Origin of the sequence: Amycolatopsis sp. NPDC023774 (assembly GCF_040639695.1) — a bacterium.
Lineage (GTDB): Bacteria > Actinomycetota > Actinomycetes > Mycobacteriales > Pseudonocardiaceae > Amycolatopsis.
In genome coordinates, this window is the sequence record NZ_JBFAAJ010000019.1 from 88820 (window position 1) to 112225 (window position 23406).

Genomic DNA, 23406 nt, shown 5'->3' on the forward strand with positions numbered 1-23406 from the left:
CCTGGGCGTGGTCGCGGGCTCGGTGCCCTCGCCGGTTGTTGCTGTGAGCGCTTCGCCGACCAGGCCGTGTCCTCGGCAAGCGCCTCGAGTTCGCGGCGACGGGCAGTTTGCCGGGCCGGCATGACCCTGCGGGCCCGGCGCTTCCTCGTGCCGGGCGAGCCCACGCCGGCCGCCGATAGTGTCCGATGTGGACTTTAAGCCGCGAAGACCGGTCATCCCAGGCACTCTCGCGGGGCGGTGACGAGGTTGGTGGCCCGTGCGTCGCCGTGGCCGACCATGCGGTTGGCGACGTAGGCGAAGCCGACGCCGTGCTCGTCGTCGGCGAAGGAGAACTGGCCGCCGGCGCCGTCGTTGCCGAAGCTGCGCGCGCCGAGCATCGGGCGGAACGCCGAGTCGAGCAGGAAGCCCGAGCCCAACCGGGCGCCCGCGTCAAAGCCGAACCAGTCCTTGCCGGAGGAGACCTCGCGGACGGCGTCGGTCACGGTCTCCGGGGACAGCAGCCGAGGCCCGCCGTCGAGACCGGCGACCGCGGCGGCGTACAGGCCGGCGAGCCCGCTCGCCGACGCGGTCGCCCCCGCGCCCGGCAGCTCCATGCCCAGCAGCGCCGGGTCGTTCCAGCCGTGGGGTTCGTCGAGGCCCGGGAACACGAGTGCGCCGTTCATCGTGACGATCCGGGTCAAGATGTGCTCGGGCGGCGGCATGGGCGGGCGGCCCTCGGCTTCCGCCAGCCGGGCCCGCGCTGCCATCTCGGCCGAGGGCAGCCCGAGCCACGCGCGCAGCCCGAGCGGCTCGCCGACCGCCGAGCGGAAGTACGCGCCCGGCGTGAGCCCGGTGAGCCGCCGCACGAGTTCGCCGAGCAGGAATCCGAACACGTGGCCGTGGTAGGCGTACGTGGTTCCCGGCTCCCACAACGGTTTTTGCTCCTCGATCGCGCGGATCACTGGTGTCCACCGCGCGATCTCGTCGAACGGCACGGTCTTGTCGAGCACGGGCAGTCCCGCGCGGTGCCCGAGCACCATCCGCGGCGTGATGGCCTCTTTGCCCTCCGGCGCGAACTCGGGCCAGTACCGGCTGACCGGCGCGTCGAGGTCCAGCCGCCCCTCCTGCACGAGCAGGTGTGCGCACAAGCTCACGATCGCCTTGGCACAGGAGAAAACCGGCACCACGGTGTCGCGTTCCCACGCCCGGCCCGCGGCTTGGTCCGCGACGCCACCCCACAGCTCCACCACCTTGCGGCCGCCCGCGAACACCGTGACCGCGGCGCCCAGTTCGGGGAACTCGGCGAAGTTGCGCGCGAACGCGTCGGCGACGGCTCCGAAGCGTTCGTCGGCTTCCCCGTGGTAGGTCGTGCTCGCTGTCCCGCTCCTCCGTGCTCGATGCCGACGCGCACGCTACGGCGCGAACCCCGGCCAGACCACCGAATTTGCCGCCGGTCATCCGGCGGTGCCAAGATCCGCGCATGCCGACCTTCGCCGCGCCGGACGGGACCACCCTCGCCTACCGCGTGCTCGGTTCCGGCACACCCGTCGTCTGCCTGCCGGATGGCCCGATGCGCGATGCGGCCTACCTCGGCGACCTCGGAGGACTGGCGGCGCACCGAGGCCTGTTGGTGCTCGACCTGCGCGGCACGGGGGCGTCCGCCGAGCCCGCCGACCCGGGCACCTACCGCTGCGACCGCCAGATCGGCGACGTCGAGGCCTTGCGTGAGCACCACGGCCTCGAAAGCCTCGACCTGCTCGGCCACTCCGCAGGCGCGAGCCTGGCGATGCGGTACGCGGCCGCGCGGCCCCATCGCGTCGGCCGGCTCGCGCTGATCACCCCGAGCGCCCGGTCCGTCGCCTTCGAACAGGCACCCGACCAGCGCCGGCACTCGATCGCCCGCCGGGCAACGGAACCGGGGTACGCGGCCGTCGCGGCGGCGTACGGAGAAATCGCCGCCGGCCGGGCCACGAGTACCGCGTGGGCCGCCCTCGCGCCGAGGTACTACGGCCGCTGGGACGACACCGCGAAAGCCCACCACGCGACCGAGTCGGTGCAGCGCAACGCCCGCGCCGCCCGCGGGCTACAACTGCGAAGGCGCCTTCGACCCACCACGGACGCGAGCCGGACTGGCCGCGGTCCGGGCCCCGGTGTTGATACTCGCGGGCGAGCTCGACTTGATCACCCCGCCCGAGGTAGCCGCCGCCATCGCGGCCCTGTTCCCGGACGCGCACACCGTGACCCAGCACGGCGCCACTACCCGTGGATCGACGACCCGGCCGCTTTCACCGAGACCGTCGCGAAGTTCCTGTCCTGACGCGGTTCGCGGTGCGGCTCAACGCCGTTTTCGCCGCGCCGCCCGCTGCCATTCCTCGTCTTTGACGCGCAGCCAGAAAGCCGTCTTCACCTCGGGTCGCTGCAGTGGCCGCAGCACGGGCCGCGCCAGGAGCAGCCACAGGAAGGTGCCCACCAGCGCGGCGCTGCCGGCCGCATCGGAGAGCAGAGCGATGACACCGCCGACCACGAGGAGCGCGAACCCGAGCTCGACGCCGAGCGTCGTCCACCACGCCACGGGCCGGCGGCGGCCGAGCAGCACCGCGCGGACCGCCACCGCCACGGCCAGCGCGGCGTCGAGCCAGGCCAGTGCGAGGACGCCGCCCAGGTCGCCGGTGTCGTCGAGGCTCGTCACGAGGGCCCAGACGAGCATCGACAGCACGAGGTAGAGCGTCGCCTGCGTGGCCATCGCCCACCGGGCCGAGGAGAGGGCGCGGCGGACGTCTTCATCGTCGTATGGGTACTACTGAGCCGGCAGCTCGGTGGGACTCGGGTCGGGCACGGCGGGCACCACCTCTCGGGAACGTCCGCCGAGCAAACCCTCGCGGGGCGCTGTCCGGTGGACGGCGGCTGGAACCGGCCAAGACCACCACCGCCGGGCGGGACCGGTCCCGACGTCTCCGATCAGCGCAGCCGGCCCGACCGGCTCAGCTGTCCGTGGTCTTGCTGCACGTCACCGGTTTGCCGGGCCCGGGCGAAGTCGCCTTCGCGAGTTCTTTCTGCTTGTCCAGCAGGATCCGGCACGTCAGCGTGGCGTTGCCGGTGGGCGTGGCGGTGACCGAGGCGTCGCGGCCGGCGCTGATGATCACGTCCTGCTTCCACGGCAGCCCGATCGGGCCGGTGAGCTGGTGCTGTGTCGAGTCGTTCTGGTAGCGGTCGACCGACTGCGAGTAGGTGATCCCGCTCGTGGTCCCGCTGCCGGTGACCTCGTAGCTGATGGCCCACGACTTCCCGGTGGGGTTGGTGCAGGCGGCGAGACCGAGGAACGCGGCGAGCACGACCGCCGCGGAGAGTGCCTTCTTGATCACGCGGCGACTGTACTGGGTGTCCGGTTCGCCCCGCCGGGCAGGCGAAGGGCAGGATCGGGGTGTGACGGCGTTGACGACGACCAGGCGTTCCCTGCACGGCGTGGCCGAGCTGCTACTGGCGGGACCGCAGTTCCGCAGGTCCGAGCGCATCGAGCTGCGCGTGGTGGGTGAGGGGTTCGCGACGATCGCCGAGCCCGATCTGGCGGTGGAAGGAACCCGGCTGCGGACGCCGACCGGGGCGGTCGACCTGAGCGGCCGTACCTACCACGAGGTGGCGGCGTCGATCGGCGTGGAGCCGAGCGACCTCGCGGACGTGTACTCCGACGGACCGTCCGTGCGCGCCGACGAGACGATCGAGCTCGACGCCGAAGCGGTGGCCACCCTGCTGTCCGCCTTCGCCGCCGGTGACCGGGCCCTGCGGGAGTTCGCGCCGGAGGAGACCCCGGTGCTGTGGCCGGAACACTTCGACGTCGCGATCACGCTCGGCGCGGTCAACTACGGCCTCTCGCCCGGCGACGCCTACCTGCCCGAGCCGTACGCCTACGTCGGCCCGCACGAGCCGCGCGAGGGCGCGTTCTGGAACGCGCCGTTCGGTGCCGCGCACCCCGTGCGAGAGCTGCCCGACCTCCTGGGGTTCTTCCGCGAAGGCCAGGCGCTCGCGGGATGACCGCGTGTCGCTGACCTCGGAGCTGGCCGACCCGGCGAGCGTCCTCACGTCCTGGTGCGCCAGCGTGTTCACCGGCACCCCCGCCGTGGCGGCCCGGGTCGAGGCGGCGGTGCAGGACGTGCGGCCGGTCCGCCCGCCCGCCCGCGACGTGCCGCGCCGCCACTGGGCGGAGATCGGGGGCGCGTTCGGCCAGCGCGTGGCCGATCTCGTTCAGCCGGCGCCGCCGTACTACGCGTTGCTCGGGCTCGTCGGCGCGCAGTGGGCCACCGGGGCGTGGGCGCACGCACAGGCCGCCGAGTACCCGACACACCGGGGGTTGCCGGCCGAATTCCGCGCCCGCGCGCTGGGCGTCCGGCCCGCCGCGACAACGTGGCTGGATCTCGGCGACCGCCTCGGCGGCGCGGTCGCCGAGCCGCTGCCCGGCGTCGCCGAAGCTTGGGCGGAGTTCTTCGACCGCACGCGCGCCTACCAAGACCGGTACGCGCCACCGGGCACGCTCGGGTCGCCGGGAGTGGAGGCCGGCCTGGCGCGGACCAACTTCGTGCTCTCGGCGTGCGAGGACGTCTACCGCTCGGGCGGAATCGACTCGCGGCTGGCACGGGTCGTCGACGGCGGCGGTGCGAGCATCGACGCGCTGCGCGGGCTGGCGACGGACGACCAGGTCGCGGAGCTGGCGGAAATCGCGAAGCGGCTGCACGACCGGGGCGCTTTGTGGGAGCTGCGCCGGATGGGCGGGAACCCGCCGGAAGGCGCGCAGCTCGGCATCGCCGGGCCCACGATCGTGCCCGGCTGGGCCGACGGCGACGTGCTGCTGGGCGCGATCGACCCGGCCGGCGGGATCGGCGACGGCACGGCGACGCTGCTCGACGTGAAGACCGTGGTCGGGGTCCGGGACCCCGATCGCATCGGCCGCTGGCTGTGGCAGCTGCTGCTGTACGCGTGGCTCGATGTCGGGGACATTTACCGGATCCGCGACGTCGGGCTGCTGCTCGCGCGGCACGGCACCGTGGTGACCTGGCCGGTGGGGCAGCTCGAAGAGGAGCTGCTGGGTGCGCCGGACGTCATCGAGTTCCGTCGCGACGAGGCGCGCGAACTCGTGGGCGCCATCCTCGCGTCGGTGGGGCTGGCGTTCCCGGAGAGCTGACCTCCCGCGGCGCGCGGCCGGCGAAGCACACCGCGGCCACGACGACCGCACAGCCGGCCAACTGCAGCACCGTCGGCTCCTCGCCGAGCAGCACGATGCCGTAGACGACCGCGCCGATCGGCTGCAGCAGCATCAGGACCGAGCCCGTCGCGGATGTCATCCGCGGCAGCCCGGCGGCGATGAGCAGCCAGCCGACGACCTGGCCCACGAGCGCGAGCGCCACGAGCCAGCCGAACGCGGGCCACCCCGGTGCGAAGTCGAGCCGGTGGGTGGGCACGCCGAGCGCGACCGCGACGACGCCGGCCGAGAGCGTCGCCAGCAGCAGCGACCGGATCTGCGTGGAAGGGCCGCTGCTGAGCCTGATGAACAGCAGGTAGCAGGAGTAGCCCGCGCCCGCGGCCAGCGCGAGGAGGGCGCCGCTGAGCGGATCGGAGCCGACGGCGCTCTTGCCGAGGAACCCGCCGCTCAGCACGATGCCGACGAGCAGTGCCGGGGCCGTCAGCAGGAAGCGGCGGCCGGGGCGCTCGGTGAGGAACAGCAACGCCAGCAGCGGCACGATCACGACCTGCACGCCGAGCAGGACCGTCGCGATGCCGGCGCCTACGCGGGGGATCGACTCGCCCCACAGTACGAAGTCGAGGCCGAGACCGATGCCGCCCAGCAGCGGGAACAGGATCTTCGGTCGCACGCCCGTACGCCGCCACTCCCAGAAGGCGAGCGCAGCCAGCACGGGGATCGAGAGCAGGCACCGCCAGAACGAGCTCGTGGAGCCGCTCGTGCCCGACACCTTGATGAACACCGACGACAACGCGATGCATAGGCTGCCGGCCGCCGCGAGCAGGCGCGGATCGATCCGTTCGGTGAGAACGGTGATCGGCCCGGCCACCGGGGGACGCGACGGGAGCTCGGTCGTGGTCACCCCTCAAGCCTGCGGTGCGCAACTGTCAAGGACAAGCGAATGTTCCTGAGCGGAATTCGGTAGCATCACTACCGTGTTCAGCCTCGACCGGATGCGCGCCCTGCACGCGGTCGCCCAGCACGGCTCGGTGGCCGCGGCGGCCGCGTCACTGCACGTGACGCCGTCCGGGGTGTCGCAGCAGCTCGCGAAGCTGGAACGAGAGGCCGGGCAGGCGCTGCTCGAACCCCGCGGCCGCGGCGTGCGGCTCACGCGCGCGGGCCAGGTGCTCGCCGGGCACGCCGGCCGGATCCTGGCCCAGGTCGCGCAGGCGAGGTCGGATCTGGAGCTGCTGAACGAAGACGTGCTCGGCCCGCTGCGTCTCGGCGCGATTCCGACGACCATCCACGCCCTCCTGCCGCCGGCCCTCGCGACGCTCGCCGCCCAGCACCCGCGCCTCGAGGTGACCCTGCGCGAGGGCGAGGCCGAGCAGACCCTGCCCCAGGTCGTGGCGGGCGACCTCGACATCGCCGTGGCCGAGAGCTGGGCGGACCGCCCCACAGTGCTTCCGCCGACCGTCACCGCCACCACGCTCTTCTCCGACGTCGCCGACCTCGCGCTCCCCGGTACCCATCGCCTCGCGTACCGTCGCACCGTCGACCTCGCCGAGGTCGACGACGTGCCCTGGATCGCCTGGACCGCCGGCTCAGGCTGCTACGAATGGCTCGTCCACGTCCTCCGGGCGCAACAGCTGGAGCCGAAGATCAGCTGCACCGTCGGCGGTTATCCGACGCAGCTGGCGCTGGTCGCCGGCAACGCGGGCGCCGCGCTCGTGCCCCGCCTGGCCCGCGGTACGCCGCCGGCCGGGGTGCGCATCCTGACCACGCGGCCTGCGTTGTCTCGCACGATCGTCGCGGTTTGCCGCGCGGGCGAGGAGGAGCACAGCGGGATCCGGGCCGCGCGGGACGCGCTGCTCGCCGCGTCGGCCCGCTTCGCAACGGGGGCGCAGCCGGTCCGCTGAGGCCGGCCGTCGAGACGCTCTGGGTGCGGTGCCGGGGGAGCCGGTCCCGCAGGTACGGACGGGTTCGCGGCCTGCGCGTGGTTGGGCGGGGCCCCGGCGGTCGGGTTCAGGCTTTCGGGCCCGGGTCGTTCGGATGCGGTTCGAGGGCTGTGATCTCGTAGGTCATCCAGTCGCGCCCGGGGGAGTGTGCCCAGGACGTCGCTGCGGAGGGCGGCTTCGGTGCCGGCGCGCCAGAGGCCGATGCTGCGCAGCTCGCCGACCGGACGCCACAGCCGGCCGAGGTGGCCGGTGACGGCCGGCTCGCGGGCGCGCACGGCTTCGGCGGCGCGGCGGTGGTCGACTTCGGCTGGGGCGGTGCCGTCGGCGACGGTGGTGGTGACGCGGGCCAGGAACTCATGGCTGTCTGCTCGCGAAGCCCTTTCCGACGGGGAGATCCTGCGCCGCACCGGCCCCGCGGGTGCCACGACCGGCTCACTCGCACGTCGGAGGCCGCGGTTCACACGGGGTCGGCCGTGCGCCGCGAGTACGGGTCGGTCGCGGGCAGCCAGGTGGAGTCGTCGAGGCCGAAGGTGCCGAGGTCCGCGGTGAGGGCGTCGACGACGGCGCGTACGGAAGCGCGGGTGTCGTCGCGGCGGGTGACCAGCGACCAGGTCCAGCACGGCGACGGGTCGACGATGGGGCGGCGCACCAGGTCCGGCGGCAGGGGAGTGGTCTGGCCCTTCGGCGAGTTGACGACGGGCCGGCGCAAGCGGCGGACGTGCTCGAAGAACCCGGGGCCGGTGACGCCGCCGTCGTCGGTCTGCACGACGGTGGCGCCGGTGTCGCGGGCGAACTGCCCGGCGTAGAGGTTCCACGACGACCAGCTGAGCGTGTCGGAGTCGACCAGCACCGCCAGGTCCTGCGCCGCGACGGGCGAGGTGTCGGTGCCGGGGGACACCGCGTAGAGGTGGTCTGCGCCGATCAGCCGCGCGGTGAGGTCCTGGTCGGCGAGGTCGGGCGTCTGAACCCAGCAGATGGCCAGGTCGATGCTGCCGTCGGCGACACGCCCGGCCTGCGCGTGCGAAGGCAGCACCCACGCGTCGATCTGCACGCGCGCGACGCCGGCGGTGCGTTCGACGAGGTCGGCGGGCCGCCAGTTCACGTAGCCGAGCCGCACGGCCTCGGCGCCCGACAGCCCGGTGGCCTGGCGGCGCAGGTCGTCCGCCTGCTGCAGCAGCGCGTGGGCGCCCGGCAGCAGCGACTCGCCGACCGCGGTCAGCGCCACCGAACGGCGGTCCCGGTCGAACAACCGCACGCCCAGATCGCGCTCGAGCGCCTTGATCTGCTGGGAGAGCGAGGGGCCGGCGATGTGCAGCCGTTCCGCGGCCCGCCCGAAGTTCATCTCCTCGGCGACGGCGACGAAGTACCGCAGCTGGCGCAGTTCCACCAGCGCATCGTAGTTCCCGCGTCACGCGCCGCCGACGAACACCGGCGTGAGCGACACGGCCGGCCGCACCGAGCCGTTCGCGAGGTCGGTCGCGACGGGCACCCCGAACGCGTCGACCGCGATCGCCTCCGGCGCGGACCACGGCAGGCGCACGGACACGGGCGGCTCGTGCTCCCCGTCCACCGGGTCGCGCTGGTCCCACACCACCAGCGGACCACGCCCGGTGCGCTCGACGCGTACGCCGGCACCCCGGCGTCCATTCGCGACACTCGCTCGACTCCCCCGAACCGCTCGGCAAGCAGCGAAAACGTGTCCGCCATCGGCCGCCGCACCTCGAGGAACCGGCCGCGGTAGCCCAGCAGCGGCAGCTTCCCGAACAGCAGGTGCATCAGCTGCAGTGGGTCGACCGGCCCGGGCACCTCGGGCGCGAGGTTCCAGTACGCCGTGCGCCGGATCCCCGCCGCGAGCGCCAGCACCGTCCGCACCACGAGCTGCCGGCAGCCGATCCGGTCGCGCAGCGCGTCGAGCTCGGGCGGGCAGCCGTAGAGGAACATTTGCAACCGAGGCGGCAGCTCGGCCATCCGCGCGTACAACGATCGCATCGCGGCGCGCTCCGGCGTCTCCTGCGCCGCGCTCTCCTTCAGCTCGCCGGTGCTCTGTGGCGGGCGCGTCCGCGAACGCGCGCAGGAACGCCTGCTGCATCACGGGTTGCAGCTCCGGGAACTCGAACGGCACCGGCCCGTCGTGCTCGCTCGCGACGATCGGCTTGGGCTCCCGGACACGAGGTGGTCGAAGAACCGCCGCGGCTCACTGCCGGGTTCGCTGGAGAACACGTCGTAGCCACACCCGCCGAGGACGACCAGCGCGGCCGGATCGATCTGCTTGACAACGTCGTGCAGCACCTTCAGCTGCCCGACGTACTCCTCGGCCGTCCCGGCCCACAGCAGCCCGGTGTTGCTCGGTTCGTTGTCGCACTGCCAGAACTTGACCCGGCTCGCACAGCACCGCACAGCTCCCGGACGAATCGCCGGAACCCGGCCGGGTCGTGCGCCGGCGAAGGCGGCAGGAAGTCCGTGGGCACCTTCGTCGCCCAAGGTGAGCTGGAACAGACGGTGAGCCACACCTCCTCGGCGCCGTCGAGCTGCGCCAGCTGGGCGTCGACCGCCGTCCAGTCGTACTCGCCGGGCCGCGGCTCGACCTGGCTCCAGAACACGTAGGCGCGCACCAGCCCGCCGCCGAGCGCGCGAGCCTGCGGCACGAACTCGTCCGGCTCGCCGAACAGCCCGTAGCTGATGCCCCGCTGCACACCCAGCCGGACCCCCCGGCAGAGCCCTCGTTGATCTGGACGCTGCCCCCGCCTCCGCCGCGCCAACGCGCCCTCGGCCGCGACGAAATCGTCGGCGCGGCGATCGCCCTGGCCGACGAAGGAGCCGCGGTCACCATGAAGTCCGTGGCCGCCCGGCTCGGCCCCTGCATGTCGATGGCGCTTAACGCTACGTCCACAGCCGGGAAGGCCGCAGCGATCTGATGCTCGACGCGGCCGTCGCCGAGATCCCCGTGCCCGTCGCGCCCGGTTGCGACTGGAGGGCCGACCTGCGCGCCCTCGCGTTCGACACACGGCGCATGCTCGGCCGTCACCCGTGGTGCGCCCTGCTCGCCCACACGCGCCCGCCCGCCGGCCCGCACCTCATGCGCCGCCTCGAGTTCATGGGCGCGGCGCCACGCTGTCCGACGCAGATGACGTACGCCGCGCTGATCGACCGGCATGTCCTCGGCAGCGGCGTGCAGGAAGCCGAAGAAGCCCGCCACGAATCCACCGGTGACGCCTTCACCGACGCGCTGGCGGCTGTGCGCGACCTCGCTGCCGCGAACCCCGCCGTGGCCCTGCTCACGGCGTGGCTCACGAACCCGGCCGGCCCGCCTCGCGACGCCCAGTTCGCCCTCGGGCTCGGGGTCCTCCTGGACGGCATCGAGTCCCGGCTGCCGGCGCGGTGAGACTCAGCCGCGCCGTTGCGCGAGCCACGCCGGGATCCGGCCGCGCGAGCTGAAGCCCAGCTTGCCGAGGATGTGGTCCACATGGGACTCCACCGTCCGGCGGCTGATCACCAGCCGGTGCGCGATCTCCTTGTTCGTCAGCCCCTCGGCCACGAGTTCGGCCACCTCGAGCTCGCGGCTCGTGAGCTCCGGTTCCGACGTGTCCCGGACCGGCGCGACCCGAGCGGGAGGGGTGACATTTTCACCGAGCAGGTGGGCGAGCGCGGCCTCGAACCCGGTCGATGCCTCGACACCGTGCTTGAACGCCGTGCGAAAACGGGCATCACCCAGGGCTTCCCGCACCTTGCGCTCGCAGGTGGCGTGCTCGTCGATCATGCGGCGCAGCCCGAGCATCGCCTTGCCGCCCACGAGCGGCCACACGCGGTTCGCCACACCGAGCCGCTCGGCCGCCAGCTCGGTCCGGCCGGTCGCGGCGGCGGTCCACGACAACAGCTCCACGGACAGCGCCGCGTTGAGGATGTCGTTGAAGAGCCGTGCCGTGCGAAGTCCGCGCAGCAGCCCCGTTTCCGCCGCCTCGTGCTCGCCGAGCATCCACTGGGCGAGCGAACGCGCGTACAGCAAGTGCGTGCGGGCGCGGCGCTCACCGGTCGAGTCGCACGCGGCCAAGCCCTCGTCCGCGACGGTCACGGCCGTCGCCGGGTCACCGCCCCACGCCTCGGACTGCGCCACCGTGCCCAGGCTGAGGACCTTGATGCTGGTGTAGCCGGGAATCGCGGCGAACCGGGTGTTCGCTTTGCGGAACAACGCCGTGGCGGTGGCGAAATCACCCTCCAGGTAGCGGCACGCGGCCGTGAGCATCTCCGCGTAGCTGAGCACGACCTCGTCGCCGCTGCGGTGGCCCCACTCCTCGGCCTCGCGGATGAGCGGTAGCGCCGCGCGGGGTTCGCCCATCAGGCATGCGGCGTACGCGCTGATCCACAACGCCCGCGCGCGATCGCGGCTCGGCCGGGGGTTCACGCCCAGTGCCCGCGCGAGCCACAGCCGCCCCTCGGTGAGGTGTCCGCACTGCAGCCAGAAGAAGTGCAGCGTCACGACGAGGTCGAGGCCCGCGGCGAACCGCTCAGGCGTGTCCAGGTCGTGTTCGAGCGCCGCGCGCAGGTTGGCGTGGTCGCGCAGCACCGTCGCGTAGACCTCGGCCTGGTCGGCTCCCGTGTCCCAGTCGCTCTGCGCGCGCCAGGCCAGGCGGTGGAAGTACTCGCTGTGCCGGTCGCGCAGCGCGCCTTCGCCGCCCGTTTCGGCCAGCTTCTGCCGGCCGTACTCACGGATCGTCTGCAGGAGGCGAAAGCGCGTCGGCGCCCGGTCGGCCGAGGTCTGCACGATGGACTTGTCCACGAGCCCCGCCAGCAGGCCGAGGACGGCGCCGGCTTCGATGCCGTCGCCGGAACACACCTCCTCCGCCGCGGCGAGGTGCAAGCCGCCGGAGAACACCACCAGCCGAGTCCACAAAACCCGCTGACGCGGCGTGCACAGCTGGTAGCTCCAGTCGATCGTGCCCATCAGCGACTTCTGTCGCTGCGGCGCGACCGGGTTGGGGCTCAGCAGCTGGAAGGTGTCGTCGAGCCGGTCGAGCAGCTCGTCGATCGCCAGGGTGCGCAGCCACACGGCCGCGAGCTCGATCGCGAGCGGCAGCCCGTCGAGGCGGCGGCACACCTCGACGACGGTGGACCAGTTGGTGCTGTCGAGGGCGAACCCGATCGACACGGCGGTGGCCCGTTCGGTGAACAGCGTTACCGCGTCGAGGCCGATGGCGTCGGCGAGGTCGCGGACTTCCGGTACCGCCAGCGGCGCCACGGAGTACACGTGTTCGCCTTCAATGCCGAGCACGTGCCTGCTGGTGGCGAGGATCCGCAGATCCGGTGCGCGGGCGAGGAGGTCGCGCGCGAGCCGTGCGCACGCTTCGGCGAGGTGCTCGCAATTGTCGAGCACCAGCAGCGAGCTCTTGTCGCGCAAGTACTCGACGAGCCGGCCCGGCGGGTCCTCGTCGGCGTCGCGAATCCCGAACGCCGCGCCGACGGTCTGGGCGAGCAGCGCGGGATCGTGGAGGTCGCCGAGCTCGATCAGCCAGACCCCGTCGGGAAACGTGTGCGCCACCTGGTCGGCGACGCGCAGCGCGAGCCGGGTCTTGCCGACGCCGCCGGCTCCCGTGAGCGTGACGAGGCGCCCCGCGGAGAGGAGCCTGCGGATCTCGACCAGTTCCCGCTGCCGGCCGATGAAGCTGGTCAGCTCCGCGGGCAGCGTCCCCATCGAGACCACCTCCACGACATTGGTGTGAGAGTACGTCTCGTGGCGGCCGATGTCAGGTTGGTCCGTTTACCCGGGCAGCACCGAACCCCGTACCACGTCGGCGTTCCGTGGTACGGGGTCCTGCGGGTCGGCTCACTCGATCGGGAGGAGAGTGACGACCTCCTTTCCGCGGGGGCGCTTTTTCTTTCAGGCAGCCAGATCCGGTGCGGGCGGTCTGGTGTCCGGTGCGGGGGAGTGCAACGCTTCCCGGTCGCGCCCGGCCGGCTCGCAGCCGGGGCGCCAGGTACCGACGTGCGTCCACTGCCGGCCCCACCAGTGGCTGATGAGGACGGTGGACCGGAAGCAGACCGGGCACGGCTGGCGAAGGGAGTCGATCGCCATGGGGGCCTCCGTGTCGGTGGTGCTTCGTGCGCTTCCACAATCGCGCCCTGGGTCCGCCCGCACATCCGGAGTCCTACGGAGAAACTACGTACGTATCCGGTTCGGCAGAGGTTCACCGCCGCTCCAGCCGCCAGACAGGTCCGGGTCGATCACGCCGGGTGGACTCACCCCGGATCCGCTTGAGGCAAGGGAGAAACCCACAGTGTTCACCTCGTCACGCGCTTGGCGCGTGCTCGCGGCAGCCGTCGTCGTCGCAGGGACGGCGGCGGTTCTCACGCCGGCCGCCGACGCGTCGGTGCCTGGCCCCGCCGGCTACACCTGGACCACCGACGTGCTCGCGCCGGGCGTCACCGTGCGCACCGGTGTCCTGAGCCGCTCGGCCCACCCTCCGTCCTGGACGGTCACGATCACCGCGCCGGCAGAGAACATCCTCACCGGCGCCGCGACGACCGCCGAGCTCGGCACGGCGGCGTGGGCGCGTGACACCGCCGCGCGGCTGCAGGCTGCGGGTTACCCGGCGCGTCAGGACACCGTGCGATGGCCCGGCTTCTCCGACACCCCACACGGCGTCGAGGGTGTGCGTGTGCGCACCGGCTCGTACCCGACGCAGGCGGCGGCCACCGCGGCCGCGTCGACCCTCAAGGCGGCCGGGTTCAGCGCAGTGGCGGAGTGGACCGGCTACGACGCCGACTCCGTGCCCGACGCGGAACGGGTGCACGTCGCCGTGATCGACCGCGGCCGCTTCCACGGCAGCATCGAGGCGACGCACGACGCCACGGTGGCGCAGCGGGAGACCACGTCGTCGATCGCGGCGAAGACGGGCGCGCTCGTGGCCGTGAACGGCGGGTTCTTCGTGACCGCCGACGCCGACGGCTTCCCGGGCGTGCCGGCGGGGCTCGCCGCGTACGACGGCAAGCTCGAATCGCAGTCGTCCGGCGCCCGCGCGGCGCTGGTCCTCGGCCACCGCGGCGACGTGTCCATCGAGAACCTGACGTCCACGGTGACGCTGCGCTCCGGCGCGGCGGCGTACGCGGTCGAAGGCGTGAACCGCAAGCCCGGTGTCGTGCGCGACTGCGGCCGGCCCGGCCTGACGCCGACCACTAAACCGCGGCAGGACTTCACCTGCACCACCGTCGACGACCTCGTGCTTTTCACCGCCGAGTTCGGTGCCGCCCTGCCGGCCGGCGCGGGCACGCAGGTCACGCTCGACCGCAACGGCCGCGTGCTCACCGTGGGCGCGCGCGGCGGCGCCGTGCCCGTCGGTGGTTCCGCCGTGCAGGGCATCGGCCCAGCCGCCGACTGGCTGGCCGCCCACGCCGTGGCCGGCCGCGAGCTGACCCTCGACGAGCGCGTGCGCACCGCGTTGGGCCGGCCGGTCGACCTGCGCGCCGGAGACGGCATCGTCAGCGCGGCGCCGGTGCTGCTGCGGCACGGCCGCCAGGCCATCGACGCCGCCACCGAGGGCGTGCTCGACCCGAAGGACCTGTCGTTCGGCTACGCCTGGGCCGAGCAGCGCCAACCGCGCACGATGGCCGGGCTCGACGCGCACGGCCGCCTGCTGCTGGTGACGGTCGACGGCCGTCAGCCCGGCGTCAGCGAAGGCGTGACGATCGAGGAGGGCGCGCAGCTGATGCGCAGCCTCGGCGCGGTCGACGCGCTCAACCTCGACGGCGGCGGCTCCACCGCCATGGCCGTCGCGGGACAGCTCGTGAACCACCCGTCGGACGCCACCGGCGAGCGCCCGATCGGCGACGCGGTGCTCGTGCGCTGACCGCTCCGGCTGGGCGCGTCCGCTCCACCCGGACGCGCCCAGCCGGGACAAACCGGGCATCGCATCGTCCCTGCAGCTCTCGTCGAACGGCGCCCGTTCCCGCTTCCGACATCGATGTCAACACGGCTGATTCTTGTCTCTCTTGTCCTCTTGACGGGCGGGTGAGCGGCCGGGAAGCTTCCTGGCAACGTTGTCACTCGTCGACGTCGACGCCTGCGGTCCCCGCGTCACGTGGACGGGATTTGCCTCGAGAGCGGGAGATCCCATGACGTTGGACCAGAGCGGCGCGCCGGGTGCGGATTCGGCGCTGTCGCGCCGGGGCGTGCTGGCCGCCGGCACCGGATTGCTGGCCGGGTTCGGCCTGACGGCGGTGTTGCCCGGCGTGGCCTCGGCGGCGCCCGCGTCCCCCGCGGTCACCGACGGGCACACCTCGACCGACCTGGCGCTGTTCCGCCCCGTGCAGGTGTCCTCCACCGACTACGCGGCCACTCCCGCCGAGTTCGCGGTGGACGGCCTCGCGCAGGTGGGCGTGCAGGGCTCGGGCTGGCGCGCGGCCGGCGGCGGCTCGCAGTGGATCATCGTGGACCTGCAGGGGCGCTGCCAGGTCGACTCCGTCGTGCTCACGTTCGAGGCCCGCCCGGGCGACCCGGCGTTCGACACGACCGCCTCGCGCAGCAACACGAAGGGCACCGAGGTCCAGTCGAGCTACGCGACCGTGTTCGACCTGGACGTCTCCCAGGACGGCAAGTCCTGGCGCACCGTCTACAGCACTGCGCAGGGCACTGGCGGCGTGGTGACGATCCCGCTGAAGCCGGCCGTCACCGCGCGCTGGGTCCGTCTCACAAGCTCCGCCGGCTCGACCACCAACCCGTTGGGGCTCAACGGGTTCCAGGTCTACGGCGCCACCAGCGACAACCGCCCCGCGGTGCGCGGCTGGACGTCGTTCCCCCTGCGCGGCCACGACAACCCGCCCGCGCTGGCGGTGGCCGCCGACGGCTCCGTGCCGCTGGAGTCCGGCTGGGTCCTCACCATGCAGGACTAAGCGCCGAGCACCGACGCCGCCGTCCTTTCGGGCAACGCGGTCGACACGCGGTGCTGGCTGCCCGCATCCGTGCCGGGCACCGTTCTCGGCTCGCTCGTGGAACAGGGCCAGCTGCCGGACCCGGTCAAGGGCATGAACAACATGCACATCCCGGAGGCCCTGTCGCGGCACTCCTGGTGGTACCGCCGCACGTTCTCCCTGCCGCGCGGTCTCGACACCTCCGCGGGCCGGCACGTGTGGCTCGAATTCGACGGCGTCAACCACGAGGCCGACATCTGGCTCAACGGCGCCCACGTCGGGAACCTGGCACACCCGTTCGGCCGGGCCGCCCTCGACGTCACGGCCACGCTGCGCCGCAACGGTGACCAGAACGTCGCGGTAAAGATCGCGCCGATGCCGTTCCCCGGCAGTCCGGGCGACAAGGGTCCGGCGGGGCAGGCCTTCGTCGACGCGGGCGGCACGATGTTCGCCAACTCGCCCACGCTCGTCGCGGTGTCCGGCTGGGACTGGATGCCCGCGGTGCGCGACCGCGCGTCCGGCATCTGGAACCACGTCCGGCTGCGCTCGACCGGCGCGATCGTGGTGGGCGACACCCGCGTGGACACCAAGCTGCCCAACCTGCCCGCGACCGACGTCGCCGAGGTGACCATCACGGTCCCCGTCCGCAACGCCGGCTCGGTGGCCCAGCGCGTGAAGGTCACCGCGGCGTTCGACGGGATCTCGTTGTCGAGCACAGTCACCGTCGCGCCGGGCGAGGAGGGCGCGGCCGTGTTCGCGCCGTCGGCCTTCCCCCAGCTGCGGATCGAGAACCCGAAGCTGTGGTGGCCCAACGGCTATGGCGACGCCGCCCTGCACGACCTCACCGTGACCGCCGCCATCGGCTCCGCGGTGAGCGACCGCAAGAGCCTCAAGTTCGGCATCCGCCAGATCACCTACACCTACGACGTGCCGATCGTGCCCGTCGACGGCGTCGCCTCCCAGACCGTGGACCTCGCGCCGCAGCAGGCGCGCTACGTCCGCGTCCAGTGCGACAAACGAGCCACGGGCTGGGGTTTCTCGCTCTGGACGATGTCGGTGGTGGACAGTGCCGACGCCGGCGCCGACCTCGCCCGGGGCAAGACCGGCACCAGCTCCACGGTCGCCGACGGAAACCCGCCGCAGAACGCGTTCGACGGCGACCCGAAGACCCGCTGGACCTCGGAGTACGCCGACAACCAGTGGCTGCAGGTCGACCTCGGCGCCACGACGTCCTTCGACCGCGTCGTGCTGGCGTGGGAGACCGCGTACGCGCAGACGTTCCGGATCCAGGTCTCGGCCGACGGCGACAACTGGACCGACGCGGCGTCGGTGGACAACTCCGCGAAGCCGCTGACGTTCATCGTCAACGGGGTCAAGGTGTTCTGCCGCGGTGGCAGCTGGGGCTGGGACGAGCTGCTGCGCCGGATGCCGCCGGAGCGCGTGGACAACGTCGTCGCGATGCACCGCGACATGAACTTCACCATGCTGCGCAACTGGATCGGCTCCTCCTACCGCGAAGAGCTGTTCGAAGCGTGCGACCGCTACGGCATCCTCGTGTGGACGGAGTTCTGGGACGGCTTCTCCACCGACCCGGCCAACCACGACATCTTCCTGGCCCAGGCCAAGGACACGGTGCTGCGCTACCGTGCCCACCCGTCGGTCGCGGTGTGGTTCGGTTGCAACGAGGGCACGCCGCCGGCCGTGATCGACCAGGCGCTGCGCTCGATCGTCACGGAGAACACGGACCTGCTGTACCAGAGCAACTCCGCCGGCGGCGTGATCACCGGCGACGGCCCGTACCGCTGGCTCGACCCGAAGCAGTACTTCACGGGTGAGGCGACGGGCGGCAAGGCCGGGTTCTGGAGTGAGATCGGCATCCCCACCGTGTCCGTGGTGGAGAGCATGCGCAACCTCGTGGGCGACGGCGACACGGGCTGGCCGATCGGCGCGCCGTGGTTCCTGCACGACTGGTCCACGCAGGGCAACCAGTCGCCGCAGACCTACCTCGCGGCGATCGACGCCAGGCTCGCGCCGTCCTCGAGCTTGGCGGAGTTCTGCCGCAAGGCGCAGTTCGTGAACTTCGAGAGCATGCGGGCGATCTTCGAAGCGTGGAACTCCAAGCTGTGGAACGACGCCACCGGCGTGCTGCTGTGGATGTCGCACCCGGCGTGGCACAGCACGGTGTGGCAGACCTACGACTACGACCTCGACGTGAACGGCAGCTACTACGGTTCCCGCAAGGGCTGCGAGGCTCGGCACGTGCAGGCCGACCTCACCACCTGGCAGGTGCGGGCGATCAACCACACGCCTGACGCGATGAGCGGCATGACCGTGACGGCGCAGCTGCACGGGCTCGACGGCAAGCCGCTGGGCGCGGCGCAGACGCAGAAGGTCGACGTGGCCCCGATCTCGGGCACGGCCGCGTTCACGGTGCCGTTCGGCGCGGACCTGCCGGCGCTGCACCTGCTGCGCCTGACGATGACGGACTCGCACGGCACGCTCGTTTCGGAGAACACGTACTGGCGCTACCAGACGGACACGGCGATGCGCGCGCTCAACCAGCTCGGGCGCACGCAGCTGTCGACGAGCCTGCGCTCGGCGGGCAAGGACGGTTACACCGCGACGATCCGCAACACGGGCACGACCGTGGCCGCGATGGTGCGGCTGTCACTGCGGGAGAACAACGGCAAGGACCGGGTGCTGCCGACGATCTACGGCGACAACTACTTCTGGCTGCTGCCAGGGGAGTCCCGCACGGTGACGGTCGCGCCGCGGCGGTCCGTCAAGTCGCCTCGGCTGCAGGTGGAGGCGTACAACGTGCCCGCGAAGCTGAGCTGACTTGCGCTTGCCGGGGCCGTCCCGCAGGGCGGCTCCGGCAACCGAAGTCAGTTTTCAGGCCACGGTTTCGCGCAGCCGTTCGGTGAACGTCTTGTCGTCGAGGCCGTCGGTGAGGTGAGTGGCGTAGGCGCCATCGGGGTCCAGCACGTAGGTGATGGCGGTGTGCGGCACCGCGTAGCCGTCGGGGTCCTCGGGATCGACCTTGCGGCGCGCGAAAACACGGAAGGCGCGCTTGGCCCGCTCGATCTGCTCGGGCGTGCCGGTGAGGCCGGTGAAGCGCGGGTGGTCGGCTTCGAGGTAGGCGCGCATCACCTCGGGACTGTCGCGCTCCGGGTCGACGGTGATGTACAGCGGCTGCACCTTGTCGGCCGACGGCCCCAGCTCGTCCAGCGCGGTCGTGAGACGGCCGAGCGCGCGCGGGCACACCATGCGGCAGTGGGTGAAGCCGAAGAAGACCGTGACCCACGTGCCGCGGTAGTTCTGCTCGGTCACGGCCGTGCCGTGGTGGTCGACGAGGCTGAAGGTGGCGTCGATCGGCGTCACGCCGGGTCCTCCTGTCGTGCTGTTGTCGCGCACCGTGACGCTACTCCGCGATGACCGTGCTTCGGCGCCCCGCATTCCTGTTCAGGTGGCCACCGTCGCGCTTCACCGCACTCTGACCGAACCGGGCGGCCCGTCCGTCCGGGCGCTGCCGCCGGAAGCCGCGGAAGTGCCGGCGGCGCTGACTGCCCCCCGCGCCCGGCGAGCTGTTCGGGCCCGCTCGGACCACGAGGCGGCCGGCGATGAGCTGCTGCGCGCACAGGGCATCGGCGAGCGTCTGGCGGCTGGAGCCCCCCGGCCACGCCGGCGGCACCCGATGCCCGCTGACGCTGCCACCGCCCGGTCCGGCGCACGACTGCCGGGGCAGTGCCGCCGCGCAGCGCCGGCGGCGCCGTGGTCCGGCACCCGGCCGGCGCACGGCAAGTCTCCTACCACCAGGGCCCGGCCTACGGCGCGCACCGAGCGCGCCGAGGCCCACCTCGCGACGCTCCCGCCGGCTGCGCGCAGGGCCGTGCCTCGCGAATCCCCGCAGTTCACCGGCCGGGTGATCGCCGCGCTCTGCGCGTCGCCCGACCTGATGACCTACTCGGGCCGCGCGCTCATCGGCGCGGAGCTCGGCGCGCCTCCGGACCCGCACCCGTCGCTGCTCGGTTGAACCGGCCCGGAGAAAACTTTCGCCACACTCACCACGCCGTGTCGAGTTACGGTCGGGCTGTTCGTCATCTTCTTCGGACGACCTGGACCAGATGAGGCGGAGGACACGTGCAGTACATGCTGCTGATCTACAACTGCGTACGCCCCGAACCGGGCGACCCCGGGTTCGAAGAGGCGGTGGCGCGGGTGAACGCGTTCGCCGACGAGTGCCGGCGCCGCGGCGTGTGGGTGGAGGGCAAGCCGCTGCAGCCGGAGTCGACGGCGACCACCGTGAGCGTGCGGGACGGACGCACGTTGATCACCGACGGCCCGTTCGCCGAGACCCACGAGCACCTCGGCGGGTTCTACCTCTTCGACTGCCGCAACCTCGACGAAGCTCTGGAGCTCGCCGCGCTGTGCCCGATGGCGGCGGAAGGGTCGATCGAGGTGCGTCCGGTCGTCGGGATCCCGGGTGTGGGCCACGCGCCGGTCGACGTGGTGGCCCCTGCTGAGTGAGCCGGCGGCCGCCGCGGTGGAGCGGGTCTACCGGGCGGACCGCGCGCGGATGCTCGCCGCGCTGATCCGCGTGCTCGGCGACTTCGAGCTCGCGGAGGACGCGTTGCAAGAGGCGTGCGCGCTCGCCCTGCGCAAGTGGGCCGCCGTGCCCGACGACCCGGTGGCGTGGCTGCTCACGGCAGCGCGCAACACCGCGATCGACCGGCTGCGCCGCGCCCGGCTGGGCCGGGAGAAGCTCGCGGTGATCGGGGCCGAGCCGGAGGTGGTGCCGATGTCCGACTTCTCCGACCAGCGCCTGCTCGACGTGGGCGACGAACGGCTGAGCCTGATCTTCACCTGTTGCCACCCGGCGCTCGCCGAGCCCGCGCGGGTGGCGCTGACGCTGCAGGCCGTGGTCGGACTGACGGCCGGGCAGATCGCGCGGACGTTCCTCATCGGCGAAGCCACGCTCGCGCAGCGGCTGGTCCGGGCCAAACGCAAGATCCGCGACGCCGGCATCACGCTCGAAGTCCCGCCGGACCACCTGCTGCCCGAACGGCTCGCCGGCGTGCTCGCCGTGGTGTACCTGATCTTCACCCAGGGCTACACCGCCGCGGCCGGCTCGCCCGAGCACACCGAGTTGCGGCAGGAGGCGATCCGGCTCGGCAAGCTCGTGGCCACGCTGATGCCGGACGAACCGGAGGCGCTCGGCCTCGTCGCCGTGCTGCTGCTGCACGATTCGCGCGCGGCGGCGCGGCACGACGGCGAAGGTGACGTGGTGCTGCTGGAAGACCAGGACCGGACGCGGTGGGATCGGGCCGAGATCGCGGAGGCCCTCGGCCTGCTGAACCGCGCCTTGCGCCACGGCGAGCCCGGGCCGTACCAGGTACAGGCCGCGATCGCGGCGCTGCACGCGCAGGCGCCGTCGGCCGAACGCACGGACTGGGCGCGCATCGCGGGCCTGTACACGCGGCTGCTGGAACTCACGCCTTCGCCCGTCGTCGCGCTCAACCACGCCGTGGCGGTCGCGATGGCGCGGGGCGCGGTCCACGGGCTCGCGCTGATCGATCGGATCGACGGGCTTGACCAGTACCACCTCATGCACGCAGCGCGCGCGGACCTGCTGCGTCGCCTCGGCCGGCCCGCCGAAGCGGCCGCCGCCTACCGGCGCGCCCACGAACTCGCCCACACGCCGGCGGACCGGCGGTTCCTCGCCCGCCGCCTGCTCGACCTCGACGCACCCGACCCCGGGGAGACACCGTGAGACTGTCCATTCTGGAGCGTGGCCACCGCCGTCGCGCGAAGCTGTTCCTCTCGGCCACGGCCACTATGTCCCGAGTGGACAGTCCCGACATCGTGCGGACGCTGCTGTACCGCCCGGACTTCATGACCCGCGCCCTGCTGGACCTCACGGCGCCGGCCATGCGCGGCCCGTCGTCCTGGACGGCCGGCGAGCGCGAGTACCTGGCGATGGGCACGGCGAAGCTGCACGAGTGCCCCTTCTGCATCGTCACCCACGCGGAGCTCACGCGCATCGCCGGCGAGGGCGAGGTCGATCCGGACGAGCCGGCGTCCGCCCGCCCGGAACTGCGGGCGGTCCGGGCCTTCCTCGACACCGTTTCGCGGCCGGGCGGCGAGCCCGACGCGTCGCTGGTCACCGGTGTGCCCGTGCCGGCCGTGCTGGAGGCGCTGCGCGTGAACCTGGTGTGGGACGTGGTCAACCGCCTGGCCAACGCGTTCGGCTTCGTGCTGCGCGACGGCCAGCTCGAAGCCGGCACCCGGGCGCTGCACCGCTTCGGCTACCGCTTCCCGGGCTTCTTGCTCTCCGGCGGCACCAAGACCGACCACGGCGACGTCGTCGAAAACCTCCGCCACGTGGTGGTCGAGGCGCGCGGCGGCACCGACCGGGCCCTGCGCGCGGCGCTCGTCGCGGGCGATCCGGTGGCCGAGCCGTGGCAGACCTACGCCGACACCGTCCGCACCGCGTCCTACCGCGTGACCGACTCCGACATCGCCGCGCTGCTGGCCGCCGGCCACACCGAGGACGAGGTCTTCGAGGTCACGGTCGCGGCCGCGGTCGGCACCGCACTGGCCGCGTTCGACCGGGGCCGGAAGGCGCTCGGCGGGTGACCGGCGGCCGGTAGCTCGGTCTTGACCTGGCTCGGCACCGGCGCGGCGCCGACTTCGCGGTACCGCACCGCCATCGCCGGTGCCGCCCCCGCGACCGTGAACCCCCGGCCGCGAGCCGGTGGGTGCGTCCACACCGGACACACCCACCGCCTGCGTCACGCGGCGACGGGCTCCCACGCGGCCCGGCCGAGGAAGGCCAGCATCCGCGTCTGGTCGTCCGAGCCGGGTGGCGGGGTGAGTTCCGGGCCGAAGAAGCCGGGCGCGCGCACGGCGTGCGCGCGGGCCCAGTCGAAGGCGGCCGCGACCGTGGCGGGGTCGAGGCGCACGTCGGCGCCCAGGGCGTGGCCGATGTCCCACGCGTGAGCTACCAGGTCGGTGGTCAGCAGGCTCACCACCGCGGCGACCGGTACCTCGCCGAGGCCCGGGATCGTGGTGGTCCGCGCGAGCGCCTCGGGGGTCAGCGCGGCGAGGCAGGACGCACGGGCTGCGCGCCAGCTTGTGAGCGGGTCTTCGCCGGCGATGGGCGCGGGGTGGGGTGAACCCGGAGCACCCGATCGGTCGGCGTAGTCCTCGCCGGTGGCCCAGGCGCGCAGCTGGTGCTGGCCCCACACCGCGTGGCCCGCGAGGTCGCGCACCGACCACCCGGGGCAGGTCGAGCGCGCGTCCCAGCGCTCGGCCGGCACCGCGGCGAGCACCGCGTCGAACCCGTCCTGCGCCTGCCGGTACAACGCCAAAGTGTCCATCGTCCGTCCTTTCCATGAGGTC

22 protein-coding genes and 4 pseudogenes are annotated in these 23406 nt (G+C 72.8%); 14 read left to right on the top strand and 12 right to left on the bottom strand.

Translation table 11 applies throughout. The features are described 5' to 3' along the window. Window positions 1–212 precede the first annotated feature (212 nt). Window positions 213–1286 (bottom strand): annotated as a pseudogene (locus AB0F91_RS31195) (serine hydrolase domain-containing protein); the annotation flags it as partial. Between the two features lie 263 nt (window positions 1287–1549). On the opposite strand from AB0F91_RS31195, the pseudogene AB0F91_RS31200 reads away from it, so the two are divergent. Both AB0F91_RS31200 and AB0F91_RS31205 read left to right on the top strand, forming a co-directional pair. Continuing rightward, a pseudogene (locus tag AB0F91_RS31200) lies at window positions 1550–1819 on the top strand (alpha/beta fold hydrolase); the annotation flags it as partial. A gap of 310 nt (window positions 1820–2129) precedes the next feature. Further along, window positions 2130–2189, top strand: a pseudogene (locus AB0F91_RS31205) (hypothetical protein); the annotation flags it as partial. Between the two features lie 125 nt (window positions 2190–2314). Here the strand turns inward: AB0F91_RS31205 and AB0F91_RS31210 are convergent. Both AB0F91_RS31210 and AB0F91_RS31215 read right to left on the bottom strand, forming a co-directional pair. Then, window positions 2315–2722, bottom strand: coding sequence for a hypothetical protein (locus AB0F91_RS31210; protein ID WP_360603260.1), 408 nt, complete (start codon window positions 2720–2722; stop codon window positions 2315–2317). 238 nt (window positions 2723–2960) lie between these two features. After that, window positions 2961–3341, bottom strand: a complete 381-nt coding sequence (locus AB0F91_RS31215) for a hypothetical protein (protein WP_360603262.1) — start codon at window positions 3339–3341, stop codon at window positions 2961–2963. A gap of 61 nt (window positions 3342–3402) precedes the next feature. Here AB0F91_RS31215 and AB0F91_RS31220 point away from each other — a divergent pair, with 61 nt between their 5' ends. Beyond that, window positions 3403–4008 (top strand): hypothetical protein, encoded by a 606-nt coding sequence (locus tag AB0F91_RS31220; RefSeq protein WP_360603264.1) that lies wholly within the window; start codon window positions 3403–3405, stop codon window positions 4006–4008. Between the two features lie 4 nt (window positions 4009–4012). Beyond that, a complete protein-coding gene (locus AB0F91_RS31225) occupies window positions 4013–5152 on the top strand; it encodes a hypothetical protein (protein WP_360603266.1) in 1140 nt (379 codons plus the stop codon). Here the strand turns inward: AB0F91_RS31225 and AB0F91_RS31230 are convergent. Continuing rightward, the gene (locus AB0F91_RS31230) at window positions 5070–6071 is read right to left on the bottom strand and encodes a DMT family transporter (RefSeq protein ID WP_360603268.1); all 1002 of its coding nucleotides are present in this window, start codon (window positions 6069–6071) and stop codon (window positions 5070–5072) included. The two genes, AB0F91_RS31225 and AB0F91_RS31230, sit on opposite strands and share 83 nt — an antisense overlap. 73 nt (window positions 6072–6144) lie before the next feature. On the opposite strand from AB0F91_RS31230, the gene AB0F91_RS31235 reads away from it, so the two are divergent. Continuing rightward, window positions 6145–7068, top strand: coding sequence for a LysR substrate-binding domain-containing protein (locus AB0F91_RS31235; RefSeq protein WP_360603270.1), 924 nt, complete (start codon window positions 6145–6147; stop codon window positions 7066–7068). A 188-nt stretch (window positions 7069–7256) separates the two neighbouring features. Here the strand turns inward: AB0F91_RS31235 and AB0F91_RS31240 are convergent. The 4 genes and pseudogenes from AB0F91_RS31240 to AB0F91_RS31255 all read right to left on the bottom strand — a co-directional run. Further along, window positions 7257–7568: pseudogene (locus AB0F91_RS31240) on the bottom strand (muconolactone Delta-isomerase family protein); the annotation flags it as partial. Continuing rightward, window positions 7565–8494, bottom strand: coding sequence for a LysR family transcriptional regulator (locus tag AB0F91_RS31245; RefSeq protein WP_360603272.1), 930 nt, complete (start codon window positions 8492–8494; stop codon window positions 7565–7567). The pseudogene AB0F91_RS31240 and the gene AB0F91_RS31245, both read right to left, overlap by 4 nt. A 21-nt stretch (window positions 8495–8515) precedes the next feature. Next, complete coding sequence (locus AB0F91_RS31250; RefSeq protein ID WP_360603274.1) at window positions 8516–8701, bottom strand: hypothetical protein; 186 nt, start codon at window positions 8699–8701, stop codon at window positions 8516–8518. Between the two features lie 697 nt (window positions 8702–9398). Further along, on the bottom strand, window positions 9399–9800 hold the full coding sequence (locus AB0F91_RS31255) for a hypothetical protein (RefSeq protein ID WP_360603276.1): 402 nt from the start codon (window positions 9798–9800) through the stop codon (window positions 9399–9401). A gap of 30 nt (window positions 9801–9830) precedes the next feature. Here AB0F91_RS31255 and AB0F91_RS31260 point away from each other — a divergent pair, with 30 nt between their 5' ends. Together AB0F91_RS31260 and AB0F91_RS31265 are read left to right on the top strand one after the other, a co-directional pair. Then, window positions 9831–10022, top strand: coding sequence for a hypothetical protein (locus tag AB0F91_RS31260; RefSeq protein ID WP_360603278.1), 192 nt, complete (start codon window positions 9831–9833; stop codon window positions 10020–10022). After that, window positions 10022–10489, top strand: coding sequence for a TetR/AcrR family transcriptional regulator C-terminal domain-containing protein (locus AB0F91_RS31265; protein ID WP_360603280.1), 468 nt, complete (start codon window positions 10022–10024; stop codon window positions 10487–10489). The genes AB0F91_RS31260 and AB0F91_RS31265 overlap by 1 nt, the downstream gene beginning before the upstream one ends. A 3-nt stretch (window positions 10490–10492) precedes the next feature. Here AB0F91_RS31265 and AB0F91_RS31270 read toward each other — a convergent pair whose 3' ends face one another. Together AB0F91_RS31270 and AB0F91_RS31275 are read right to left on the bottom strand one after the other, a co-directional pair. Beyond that, window positions 10493–12793 (bottom strand): LuxR C-terminal-related transcriptional regulator, encoded by a 2301-nt coding sequence (locus AB0F91_RS31270; RefSeq protein WP_360603282.1) that lies wholly within the window; start codon window positions 12791–12793, stop codon window positions 10493–10495. A gap of 186 nt (window positions 12794–12979) precedes the next feature. Beyond that, a complete protein-coding gene (locus AB0F91_RS31275) occupies window positions 12980–13174 on the bottom strand; it encodes a hypothetical protein (RefSeq protein ID WP_360603284.1) in 195 nt (64 codons plus the stop codon). 202 nt (window positions 13175–13376) lie between these two features. Between AB0F91_RS31275 and AB0F91_RS31280 the strand changes: the two genes are divergently transcribed. The 3 genes from AB0F91_RS31280 (at window position 13377) to AB0F91_RS31290 (ending at window position 18843) form a co-directional block, all read left to right on the top strand. Further along, window positions 13377–14945, top strand: coding sequence for a phosphodiester glycosidase family protein (locus AB0F91_RS31280; protein WP_360603286.1), 1569 nt, complete (start codon window positions 13377–13379; stop codon window positions 14943–14945). Window positions 14946–15210: 265 nt separating this feature from the next. Then, the gene (locus tag AB0F91_RS31285) at window positions 15211–15987 is read left to right on the top strand and encodes a discoidin domain-containing protein (protein ID WP_360603288.1); all 777 of its coding nucleotides are present in this window, start codon (window positions 15211–15213) and stop codon (window positions 15985–15987) included. Window positions 15988–16056: 69 nt separating this feature from the next. Further along, window positions 16057–18843 (top strand): discoidin domain-containing protein, encoded by a 2787-nt coding sequence (locus AB0F91_RS31290; RefSeq protein WP_360603290.1) that lies wholly within the window; start codon window positions 16057–16059, stop codon window positions 18841–18843. Between the two features lie 54 nt (window positions 18844–18897). On the opposite strand, the gene AB0F91_RS31295 is transcribed toward AB0F91_RS31290, so the two are convergent. After that, the gene (locus tag AB0F91_RS31295; protein WP_360603292.1) at window positions 18898–19386 is read right to left on the bottom strand and encodes an SCO family protein; all 489 of its coding nucleotides are present in this window, start codon (window positions 19384–19386) and stop codon (window positions 18898–18900) included. A gap of 508 nt (window positions 19387–19894) precedes the next feature. Between AB0F91_RS31295 and AB0F91_RS31300 the strand changes: the two genes are divergently transcribed. From AB0F91_RS31300 to AB0F91_RS31315, 4 genes are all read left to right on the top strand, one after another. Further along, window positions 19895–20038 (top strand): hypothetical protein, encoded by a 144-nt coding sequence (locus tag AB0F91_RS31300; protein WP_360603294.1) that lies wholly within the window; start codon window positions 19895–19897, stop codon window positions 20036–20038. Between the two features lie 107 nt (window positions 20039–20145). Further along, window positions 20146–20532 (top strand): YciI family protein, encoded by a 387-nt coding sequence (locus tag AB0F91_RS31305; protein ID WP_360603296.1) that lies wholly within the window; start codon window positions 20146–20148, stop codon window positions 20530–20532. Between the two features lie 16 nt (window positions 20533–20548). Further along, window positions 20549–21775: a DUF6596 domain-containing protein gene (locus AB0F91_RS31310; protein WP_360603403.1), complete on the top strand. Its 1227-nt coding sequence runs from the start codon at window positions 20549–20551 to the stop codon at window positions 21773–21775. Continuing rightward, window positions 21772–22641 carry a hypothetical protein gene (locus AB0F91_RS31315; protein WP_360603298.1) on the top strand — a complete coding sequence of 290 codons (870 nt, stop codon included), beginning with the start codon at window positions 21772–21774 and terminating at the stop codon, window positions 22639–22641. The genes AB0F91_RS31310 and AB0F91_RS31315 overlap by 4 nt, the downstream gene beginning before the upstream one ends. A 155-nt stretch (window positions 22642–22796) precedes the next feature. On the opposite strand, the gene AB0F91_RS31320 is transcribed toward AB0F91_RS31315, so the two are convergent. Next, window positions 22797–23384, bottom strand: a complete 588-nt coding sequence (locus AB0F91_RS31320; protein WP_360603300.1) for a TIGR03086 family metal-binding protein — start codon at window positions 23382–23384, stop codon at window positions 22797–22799. Between the last annotated feature and the right edge of the window lie 22 nt (window positions 23385–23406).